The sequence below is a fragment of the Neobacillus sp. BF23-41 genome (genome assembly GCF_041106275.1).
In genome coordinates this window covers 214010-224606 of record NZ_JBGBPR010000001.1, presented here as the reverse complement: position 1 = coordinate 224606, position 10597 = coordinate 214010, and the positions used below count along the sequence as shown (strand labels likewise).

Below are 10597 nucleotides of genomic sequence, written 5' to 3'. Positions count from 1 at the left end.
CTATTTCTTCAAATTAAGCACCAATTCTTCATCCGGCGTTACATAAACCGTCTGTTGATTGTCGTAAATCACAAATCCAGGCTTTGCACCGCTAGGTTTTTTAACAAACCGGACCTTCGTAAAGTCGACAGGAACAGAGCTTGAATTCCTCGCTTTACTATAATAAGAGGCTAAAACGGCAGCCTCCCGAATCGTCTCATCAGATGGTTCCTTGCTGCGAATCACCACGTGTGAGCCGGGAATATCTTTCGTATGCAGCCAAATCTCATCCCTTGCTGCCAGCTTATTTGTTAAATAGTCATTTTGTTTATTATTTTTTCCAACGATGATATCCGTCCCATCTGTAGATAAGAAGTGATCTAAAATTGGTTTAGCATTCTGAGCCTTTTTCAATTTCTTTTTCTGCCGTTCGCGGATATAGCCACCCTCAACTAATTCTTCACGAATCTCTTGAATATCCTTTGGTGAGGCAGCTTGTACCTGCTGTAGTAAATTATCAAAATAAGCTACTTCGACTTGTGCCTTTTCAATTTGATCAACGACAATTTCAACTGCATTTTTTGCCTTTTGGTATTTTGAAAAATACTTTTGGGCATTTTCAGATGGTGTCTTTCTGGGGTCAAGCGGAATTAATATCGTTCCACCCGATTCATCATAATAATCGAGAACTTCAATATCACGCATCCCTTTCTTAGCAGCATATAAATTGGCAGTTAACAACTCGCCAGAGCGTTGATATTGATCAGCCTTTTCTGCTTCTTTCAGAGTTGCCTTCAGTTTGTTAATTTTCTTTTCATTCTTTTCTTTTTCATTTTGAATAAATCGTTCTATATCATTTCCTTGCTGCTTGACCCGGTCTCTTTCCGCTTTGCCAAAATAAAAACGGTCAAGCATTTCACTTAGTGTGGGGAAGGTCTTTATTTCTCCTTTTAGATGCTCAAGGGGAAATAAGTAAAAAGCGTCCTTACCGCCCGACGATATAATCGAAGGAGAAATCTCACCGGTTTCCACCTTTTTAATCATACGATTAAACGTTCCTGGAATTGTAGAACGATTGGCAAGACCACTTTGGAATATAACTTCCTTGGCAAAAAGGGGAGAGATCCCTGCAAATTGCTCAACTAATTGGCGGTCGAGTTTTCCTGCATTGTAATCAATTTTTCTTAATAGATCATCTTCGCTCGAATGAAACGGATTTTGCTTATTCTGTTCTGGCGGAAATACATAAGGCTGTCCTGGCAAAATGGCCCTGTGGCTATTGACGGCAAAGGAGACATGTTTGATACTATCAAGAATGACATTTCGTGTTTTATCAACCAGGACGATATTGCTATGTCTGCCCATAATTTCAATAATTAATTGTTTATAGCTGATATCGCCAATTTCATTTCTGCCCTTTATTTCTAGTACTATCATCCGGTCTGTTTCTACTTGATATATATCCTCTAAAATATACCCCTCAATATGTTTCCTAAGCAGCATACAGAACATTGGGGCTTCACTAGGATTATCGTAAGCTTCATTCGTGAATTGGACCCGCGCGTAGCTTGGGTGTGCTGATAAAAGCAGCTTTTGATTAACTCCATTCGCACGAATAGTGAGAATTACTTCATTTTTATAGGGTTGATGAACCTTATTGATCCGTCCGCCCTTTAAGGAACGAACAAGTTCATCGACCATTGCTTTTGTAAATAAACCATCAAATGACATGGAAAACATCCTTTACTACAATCATTGAATTTATTATATCCTACTAAAAAAATACTGTCTTATTTTTGCTCTGTTAAACGTGCCCGTTGATTTCCGCTCCAATCAATAGGGTTCCATTTATTCTCTAATTTATCTTTCACTATATCATAGCATTTTTTTGGACGACCCTGAATAAGCTTTCTTTAGAGCAGGTATTTATATGTATTTAAAGGGGGAAGTGAGATGGTCGGATGAAATTCCATGAAATGCAGATAGAACAAGTAGAAAAGTCTCTAGAAACCGACTTTTCTTCTGGATTATCACAGGAAGAAGTAAAAAAGAGAATTAACTTGCACGGACTAAATGAGTTGGACGAAGGAGAAAAGCAATCAGCTTTACTCTTATTTTTTAGTCAATTTAAGGATTTTATGGTCTTAGTTCTTCTCGCAGCCACCTTAATCTCAGGATTGCTTGGCGAATATATTGATGCCATTGCTATTATTGCCATCGTAATTATCAATGGCTTTCTTGGTTTTTTTCAAGAAAGGCGGGCAGAGAAATCACTTCAGGCATTAAAGGCATTATCTGCACCACAGGTCTCTGTGCTCCGGGATGGTCAGTGGATCAAAATTCCTTCGAAGGAAATTGTGGTAGGGGATATTTTGAAGTTTGTCAGTGGGGACCGCATCGGTGCCGACGTCCGTGTGATTGAGTCAAAAAGTTTAGAAATTGAAGAATCAGCGCTTACAGGAGAATCCGTCCCTGTTTCCAAGCATATAGAAATCCTGACTAACCCTAACCCTGGCATAGGAGATATGGAGAATATCGCATTTATGGGTACGATGATTACGAGGGGAAGCGGGATAGGAGTCGTCATTGCAACAGGTATGAAAACAGCAATGGGACAAATTGCAGATTTGCTTCAAAATGCAGAGGCGCAAGATACTCCATTGCAACGCCGCTTAGAGCAGTTGGGAAAAATACTAATTACAGTAGCTTTACTGTTAACTGTTCTGGTTGTAGTGGTTGGAGTTTTGCGAGGACACGACATATATGAGATGTTTTTAGCAGGTGTTTCTCTTGCAGTTGCGGCCATACCTGAAGGGCTGCCGGCTATCGTGACAGTGGCATTATCCCTCGGTGTGCAAAAAATGATTAAGAAAAATGCCATTGTCAGGAAATTGCCCGCAGTAGAAACACTAGGCTGTGCTTCGGTCATATGTTCAGATAAAACGGGAACAATGACACAAAACAAAATGACGGTTACCCATTTATGGAGTGGGGGTCAAACTTGGACAGTTGATGGGGTAGGGTATCAGCCGCGAGGAAATTTCTATAGAAATGAACGCAATATTAATCCTAAAGATGAAAAGGCATTGCAACAAATGCTGATTTTTGGGATGTTATGTAATCATTCAGATTTAGTCATTAAGGATGATGATTATATTCTTGACGGAGACCCAACCGAAGGGGCGCTGTTGGTAAGTGCAATGAAAGCAGGTTTTGATCGTCCCAAATTATTAGACGAGTTTACGATCATAAATGAATTCCCATTTGACTCAACCAGAAAAATGATGAGTGTTCACGTTAAAGACAAGCAGGGACGGCATTTTATTGTCACAAAAGGGGCACCTGACGTCATTTTAGATATTAGTGAATCCGTTCTTTGGGACGAGAGGACACAATTTTTAAATAAAGAGACACAAGGGAAGGTTCAGGAGGCAATAAATGGACTCGCATCACAGGCACTTCGAACGATCGCGATTGCCTTTAAACCAATACAGGCTAATACGATTATTTTAAGTGAACGAGAAGCTGAGAAAAATTTAACGCTTATTGGTATTCAGGGAATGATTGACCCGCCGAGACCTGAAGTGAAAAAGGCTGTAAAGGAATGTAAAGAAGCAGGTATTAAAACTGTCATGATTACCGGTGACCATGTCATCACTGCAAAAGCGATTGCCTCCCAACTTGGAATTATAACGAATAAAAGCAAGGTCATTGATGGGAATGCATTATCTGAAATGACAGTCGAAGAGCTTGAAGAAATAGTCGATGATGTTTCAGTTTTTGCTAGGGTTTCACCAGAGCATAAACTGAAAATTGTCAAAGCATTACAAAATCGCGGACATATTGTCGCAATGACGGGTGATGGTGTGAACGATGCGCCAGCTATTAAAGCCGCTGATATTGGAGTCGCAATGGGGATTACCGGGACAGATGTCGCCAAAGAAGCTTCCTCTCTTATATTGTTGGATGATAACTTTGCCACGATCAAGGCTGCGATAGTAGAAGGCAGAAATATCTATGAAAATATTCGTAAATTTGTTCGATACTTGTTGGCTTCTAATGTTGGTGAAATTTTGGTCATGTTGTTTGCAATGGTTTTAGCGCTGCCACTGCCGCTTATTCCTATCCAAATCCTTTGGGTGAATTTGGTTACTGATGGGTTGCCGGCTATGGCACTTGGGCTCGATCGACCTGAAGAAAATGTAATGAAACGTAAACCCCGCAGTCCAAATGAAGGTGTTTTCTCGCGAGGGCTGGGCTGGAAGGTTGTGTCACGTGGCTTCTTAATAGGGCTGGTAACATTACTATCCTTTATGATTGTTTACAATAACGATCCTGCCAAGTTGCAATATGCACAAACCGTTGCCTTTGCAACACTTGTCATGGCTCAGCTGATTCATGTGTTTGATTGCCGCAGTGAGAAATCAGTGCTCTCGAGAAATCCTTTCGGAAATCAGTACCTTGTTTGGGCAGTTTTATCTTCACTTGCATTGATGTTTGTCGTTATTTATTACCCGCCATTACAGCCTATTTTTCACACACTGCCGGTAGAAGCTAAGGATTGGCTGTTGATTGTTGGATTATCATCGATACCAACTTTTTTACTAGCAGGGTCATTTTTGTTAAGAAAAACAAAATAAAGTGTGTTATAATCCAAAAGGTAATAGATTCCACTCTATTACCTTTTGTCTTTTTTGAAAAATATAGCTAGCCGATCAATTTTTCAGAAGATTGGATGTGCACAAAATGGTTATAAGTATGACAGGCTTTGGAAGAGCTAAAACAGAATCAGATTGCTTCTCTGTCAATGTGGAAGTAAAAACAGTGAACCACCGTTTCTGTGAAATGAATATCCGCATGCCAAGGCAGCTTTTAAAAATAGAAGATAGAATGAAAAAGAAACTTAATCAGTATATCCGCCGTGGAAGGGTAGAAGTTTATGTTAGCTTAGAGGGTGAAGGCGTCGTGACCCGCAAAGTCCACGTGGATTGGAAACTGCTTGATGAGTATTATCAATTTATCAAACAGGCTCGTGAAAAATATGATGTTGAAGGAACGTTAACACTTCAGAATTTGCTAAGTAGAAGTGAACTTTTACATATTGAAGAAAGTGAAGCTGGCAATGAAGAGCTTGATAATCTAGTTCTGGCTGCAACAGAAGAAGCTGCCAAGTATTTAACACAAATGCGGATGGCAGAAGGTGAAGAATTAAAAAAGGATTTGCTCGCCATTTTATCTCAATTAGAATCACATGTTTTTGAACTCCAGAAATTTGCTCCTCTCGTTGTTCAATCCTTTAAAGAGCGGTTAACAAAAAGAATGGAAGAGTTTGTTAATGGGCAATTGGACGAAACGAGGATCTTGACGGAAGTAGCCGTTTTTGCTGATAAAGCAGATATAAATGAAGAAGTCACACGATTAAAAAGCCATTTTCAACAATTCTTGCAAACCCTTGAGAGTATGGAACCAATTGGAAGAAAATTGGATTTTATCGTCCAGGAAATGAACAGAGAAGCAAATACCATTGGTTCAAAAGCAAACGATTCAAACATTGCTAAAAAGGTTGTAGATATTAAAAGTCTACTTGAGAAGCTAAAAGAACAGGTTCAAAATATCGAGTGATCCTTGTTTAGAAACTGTTTAAGACGGTCAAAATATATTATTAATGATTGGATGAGTCCCATGTCGATAAAATTAATTAATATTGGATTTGGAAATATCGTTTCTGCCAATCGAATTATTTCAATTGTCAGCCCTGAATCTGCTCCAATAAAAAGAATTATTCAAGATGCCCGGGACCGGGGAGCATTAATTGATGCCACATACGGTAGGCGGACACGAGCGGTGATTGTTATGGATAGTGATCATGTTATTCTATCAGCTGTACAACCTGAAACGGTAGCGCACCGCTTAGCTGATCGTGATGAAATAATTGATGAAGGGTAGGATTTCTGAAAATGCAGGAAAAAGGATTGCTGATTGTACTTTCTGGGCCCTCCGGGGTTGGAAAAGGAACTGTTCGGAAAGAAATTTTTTCCCATCCGGATACAGCTTTTGAATACTCCATTTCGATGACAACCCGCTCACCACGAGATGGGGAGATTGATGGAGTGGATTACTTCTTTAAGTCAAGAGAAGAGTTTGAACAATTAATTGAACAAGGCAAATTGTTAGAGTATGCCGAATTTGTCGGGAATTATTACGGTACCCCTGTTGACTATGTACGTTCCACTTTGGATGCTGGAAAAGACGTCTTCTTAGAGATTGAAGTAAAGGGTGCCCGTCAGGTACGAGAAAAGTTCCCTGAAGGTTTATTTATTTTCCTTATGCCGCCAAGTTTATCTGAACTAAAGAACCGGATTGTAACAAGAGGAACGGAAACAGATGACATTATACAAAACCGCCTGCTTTCAGCTCGCGAAGAAATTGAAATGATGGAATTATATGATTATGTTGTTGAAAATGATCAAGTGGAGCACGCCTGTGAACGCGTGAAATCCATTGTTACTGCGGAGCATTGCCGCAGAGAACGTGTTGAACACCGCTATAAAAAATTGCTGGAGGTTGAATTATAATGTTATATCCTTCTATTGATTCGCTGCTTGAGAAAATTGATTCGAAATACTCGCTTGTTTCCGTAGCTGCGAAGCGCGCTCGCGTGATGTCCCAGGTAAGAGATGAAAGATTGCCAAAATACGTTTCCCATAAACATGTTGGAAAAGCACTAGAGGAAATATATAGCGGTGAACTAACCTACCGAATTTCTAAAAAAGCAGACACATCTGCTGAGTAGTCTTAAATAGGTATTAATTGACAGTAAATTTCTGAGAGAAGGCCTGACAAAAGGGGAAATCCTTACATGTCAGCCTTTTTTATTTTGGTTATTCTCGTTATGTAGAATTTGTCGAATTACGAGTGGAAAAAGGTGAAAAATTGCATTCATTCTAGCATAATAAAGAAAGAGTGAAATGGACGAGAAGCGGGGGAATCCAATAATGGTACAGGATAAAAAAATATTATTATGTGTTACAGGCGGAATCGCCGTCTATAAGGCAGCTGCACTAACAAGTAAGCTTGTTCAGGCTGGTGCTCATGTAAAAGTCATTTTAAGTGAATCTGCACAGAAATTTGTTACGCCATTAACTTTTCAGGCGTTATCCCGTAATGAAGTATATGTTGATACCTTTGACGAAAAAAATCCACGTGTCATTGCCCATATTGATTTAGCTGATTGGGCAGATTTAATCCTTGTTGCGCCTGCTACAGCAAATACGATTGGAAAAATAGCTGGTGGAATCGCCGATAATATGATAACAACGGTCCTGCTTGCAGCAACCTCACCAGTCTGGATTGCCCCTGCGATGAATGTGCATATGTACGACCATCCTGCTGTGAAAAAGAACCTCTCAATATTGGCTGAGTACGGATATCAATTTATTGAACCTAGTGAAGGTTATCTTGCCTGTGGATATGTAGGAAAGGGCAGATTGGAAGAGCCGGAAAAAATTGTCCAGCTTGTACATCAATTTTTTACCGATCAATTCCAACAAACCTTAAATGGAAAAACAGTTGTGGTTACAGCTGGGCCAACACGGGAAAAGATTGATCCTGTTCGTTTTATTTCCAATCATTCAACAGGGAAAATGGGTTATGCCCTTGCTGTTGAGGCAAAAAAACAAGGTGCCCATGTTGTATTAGTTTCGGGACCGGTGGGGTTGCCAGCTCCATTAGGTATGGAAGTGGTGAAGGTCGAGAGCGCTGAAGAAATGTATAATGCAGTATTGAAGTATTATGACTCAGCGGATGTAGTCATTAAAACAGCCGCCGTTGCCGATTACCGTCCAAAAATTGCATATGATCATAAGGTAAAGAAACAAGCAGGTGACTCGAGTATTGAGTTGGAACGAACGAAAGATATCCTGCTTGAGTTGGGTAAGAGAAAGAAGAACCAAGTGCTTGTAGGCTTTGCAGCTGAAACGGAAAATGTTGAAGAATATGCAAGGAAAAAATTAAATGCGAAAAATGCGGATATGATCGTTGCAAACAATGTGAAAGCGGAAGGGGCTGGGTTTGGGACAGATACAAATATTGTCACACTTTTCAAACGGTCTGGCTCAAATATAGATTTACCGATTATGTCAAAAAGTGATGTAGCAAAAAGGATTATCGAAGAAATTACTTCCCTATTGAAGGATATGGATGAAAATGGAAATAGCTAGTGTGATTGTGGATGTACCGGCAAAACAAACGGATAGAGCGTTCGATTATTTAATTCCAGAGCAGTGGTGGGGAACAATCCAGCCGGGCATGAGGGTAATCGTTCCGTTTGGTCCGAGAAAAATCCAAGGATTTGTCACATCGCTTAAAACACAATCTGAATTTAAAAAATTAAGAGAAATTATCGAGCCTATGGATCTTGAGCCAATCTTAAATAAGGATTTACTTGACCTGGGTGACTGGCTAACTGAGAATACACTTTGTTTTAAAATCTTTGCTTTTCAGGTTATGCTTCCAGCCGCGTTAAAAGCTAAATACGAAAAAAAAGTGAAGATTACTGCAGGGGTGGAGGTTGCTGATTTATCAGAACCCCTTCAAACTCTTTTTGAAAATAATCCAATAATTGACTGGGAAGATGCTTTGAATAATGGAGTGGTTCCCTTATTACAAAAGGAAGCAGCAAAAGGTAAACTTGAAGTCCTTTACATGGTTAAGGAGAAGGTCAAAAAGAAACAGCGTAAGTTTGTCCGCCCACTTGTATCGCTTGCTGAATTGAAAGATGAAGTAGCCCGATTTCCAGCAAAAGCTGAAAAGCAAAAACTAGTATTGAGCTATTTTATCAATCATTTCGAACCAGTCGAATTGAGGCAGCTTGTCGCTGAATTAAATACGACATCCTCAACTGTTAAGGCACTTGTAGAAAAGAAACTTCTTACTGAGTATGAAATGGAGGTTTACCGCGATCCGTTTGAACATAGGACCTTTAAACGAACAAAGCCCTTACCATTAACAAATTCTCAACAGACCGTGATTGGGCCGATTCTAAACGCGATTGAATCAAAACGACATGAGGTATTCTTGCTCTATGGTGTAACAGGAAGCGGAAAAACCGAAATTTACCTCCAATCCATTCAAGAAGTTATTGAAAGAGGACAGGAAGCAATAGTGCTTGTACCAGAAATTTCACTAACTCCCCAAATGGTGAATCGTTTTAAAGGGAGATTTGGGGACTTAGTGGCTGTTTTGCACAGCGGTTTGTCAGCTGGAGAAAAATATGATGAGTGGCGAAAGATTCAACGTAAAGAAGTAAAAGTAGCTGTAGGAGCAAGATCAGCGATTTTTGCCCCATTTGAGAACTTAGGAATTATTATTATTGATGAGGAGCACGAAACAAGTTATAAGCAGGAGGATATGCCTCGATACCATGCTAGGGATGTTGCAGTTGAAAGAGCTAAAACGTATAACTGTCCGGTAGTGCTCGGAAGCGCTACCCCATCACTCGAGTCGTTTGCCAGGGCTCAAAAGAAGGTGTATCATCTATTATCGCTCCCTAACCGGATGAATAATCAAACCCTGCCCTCAGTAGAGATCATTGATATGCGTGAGGAGCTTCGTGACGGAAATCGGTCAATGTTTTCACGTAAGCTTTTTGATATGCTTAAGGACCGAATAGAAAAAAAACAACAATCTGTTTTATTTTTAAATAAACGGGGTCATTCGTCATTTGTGATGTGCCGGGACTGCGGTTATGTGATGAACTGCCCAAACTGCGACATATCGCTTACCTACCACCGAGTAAATGAACAAATGAAATGCCATTATTGCGGGTATGAAAGCCATGTTCCAAAGCAATGCCCGGAGTGTTCCAGTGATTATATTCGGTATTTTGGGACTGGTACTCAAAAGGTCGAGGACGAGCTTGGTAAAATTCTCCCAGAAGCAAGGGTTATTCGGATGGATGTTGATACAACTGGTCGAAAGGGCTCACACGAACGATTATTAACTGATTTTCAGAATGGCAAAGCAGATATTCTCCTCGGGACTCAAATGATTGCAAAAGGGCTGGATTTCCCAAATATCACCTTAGTTGGTGTCCTTTCGGCTGATACGATGCTGCATTTACCTGATTTCCGTGCGTCTGAAAAAACCTTTCAATTATTAACACAGGTAAGCGGAAGAGCGGGACGTCATCAATTGCCGGGGGAGGTCATCATTCAGACCTACACCCCTGAACACTATAGTGTCGAACTTGCAGGAACACAGGATTATGATCTCTTTTACCAAAGAGAAATGATGATTCGAAAAACCCATCATTATCCACCCTTCTATTATCTATCACTCATAACAGTCAGTCATGACCAGTTGATGACTGTCGTTACAGCGACAGAGAAAATTGTTAATTATGTACGTTCGCAGGTTTCAAAGGATGCCGTCGTTTTAGGACCCGCAGCCTCGCCGATTCCTAGGATTAATAATAGATATCGCTATCAATGTCTGATAAAATACAAGCGGGAACCGAACTTGACAAAAATGTTAAAAACCATCTTGGATCAACACCAGAAAGATACTAAAAGCGGCTTATTGGTTTCAATAGATGTAAATCCATTTATATTAATGTAAG

Annotated in this window: 8 protein-coding genes; 7 read left to right on the top strand and 1 reads right to left on the bottom strand. The window is 40.0% G+C overall.

From position 1 onward, the window contains the following. Positions 1 to 1710 (bottom strand): Rqc2 family fibronectin-binding protein, encoded by a 1710-nt coding sequence (locus AB7942_RS00965; RefSeq protein ID WP_369445474.1) that lies wholly within the window; start codon positions 1708 to 1710, stop codon positions 1 to 3. Positions 1711 to 1940: 230 nt separating this feature from the next. Between AB7942_RS00965 and AB7942_RS00960 the strand changes: the two genes are divergently transcribed. From AB7942_RS00960 to priA, 7 genes are all read left to right on the top strand, one after another. Further along, positions 1941 to 4619: a calcium-translocating P-type ATPase, SERCA-type gene (locus AB7942_RS00960; RefSeq protein WP_369445473.1), complete on the top strand. Its 2679-nt coding sequence runs from the start codon at positions 1941 to 1943 to the stop codon at positions 4617 to 4619. 106 nt (positions 4620 to 4725) lie between these two features. Next, entirely contained in the window at positions 4726 to 5601 is an 876-nt protein-coding gene (locus AB7942_RS00955; protein ID WP_088086337.1) for a YicC/YloC family endoribonuclease, read from the top strand. Between the two features lie 60 nt (positions 5602 to 5661). Beyond that, positions 5662 to 5925: an extracellular matrix/biofilm regulator RemA gene (gene remA, locus AB7942_RS00950; protein WP_026566410.1), complete on the top strand. Its 264-nt coding sequence runs from the start codon at positions 5662 to 5664 to the stop codon at positions 5923 to 5925. Between the two features lie 11 nt (positions 5926 to 5936). Further along, positions 5937 to 6554 carry a guanylate kinase gene (gene gmk / locus AB7942_RS00945; protein ID WP_088086338.1) on the top strand — a complete coding sequence of 206 codons (618 nt, stop codon included), beginning with the start codon at positions 5937 to 5939 and terminating at the stop codon, positions 6552 to 6554. Beyond that, on the top strand, positions 6554 to 6772 hold the full coding sequence (rpoZ, locus tag AB7942_RS00940) for a DNA-directed RNA polymerase subunit omega (RefSeq protein ID WP_088086339.1): 219 nt from the start codon (positions 6554 to 6556) through the stop codon (positions 6770 to 6772). Before gmk ends, rpoZ begins: the two co-directional genes overlap by 1 nt. Before the next feature lie 202 nt (positions 6773 to 6974). After that, positions 6975 to 8198, top strand: coding sequence for a bifunctional phosphopantothenoylcysteine decarboxylase/phosphopantothenate--cysteine ligase CoaBC (coaBC, locus tag AB7942_RS00935; RefSeq protein WP_369445472.1), 1224 nt, complete (start codon positions 6975 to 6977; stop codon positions 8196 to 8198). Beyond that, the gene (gene priA / locus AB7942_RS00930; RefSeq protein WP_369445746.1) at positions 8185 to 10596 is read left to right on the top strand and encodes a primosomal protein N'; all 2412 of its coding nucleotides are present in this window, start codon (positions 8185 to 8187) and stop codon (positions 10594 to 10596) included. The genes coaBC and priA overlap by 14 nt, the downstream gene beginning before the upstream one ends. The last annotated feature ends 1 nt before the right edge of the window (position 10597 follow it).

Excerpts from the sequence above, each read along its gene's own strand:
- AB7942_RS00965 (WP_369445474.1), bottom strand. The coding sequence starts at position 1,710 with ATGTCATTTGATGGTTTATTTACAAAAGCAATGGTCGATGAACTTGTT.
- AB7942_RS00960 (WP_369445473.1), top strand. The coding sequence starts at position 1,941 with ATGAAATTCCATGAAATGCAGATAGAACAAGTAGAAAAGTCTCTAGAA.
- AB7942_RS00955 (WP_088086337.1), top strand. The coding sequence starts at position 4,726 with ATGGTTATAAGTATGACAGGCTTTGGAAGAGCTAAAACAGAATCAGAT.
- remA (WP_026566410.1), top strand. The coding sequence starts at position 5,662 with ATGTCGATAAAATTAATTAATATTGGATTTGGAAATATCGTTTCTGCC.
- gmk (WP_088086338.1), top strand. The coding sequence starts at position 5,937 with ATGCAGGAAAAAGGATTGCTGATTGTACTTTCTGGGCCCTCCGGGGTT.
- rpoZ (WP_088086339.1), top strand. The coding sequence starts at position 6,554 with ATGTTATATCCTTCTATTGATTCGCTGCTTGAGAAAATTGATTCGAAA.
- coaBC (WP_369445472.1), top strand. The coding sequence starts at position 6,975 with ATGGTACAGGATAAAAAAATATTATTATGTGTTACAGGCGGAATCGCC.
- priA (WP_369445746.1), top strand. The coding sequence starts at position 8,185 with ATGGAAATAGCTAGTGTGATTGTGGATGTACCGGCAAAACAAACGGAT.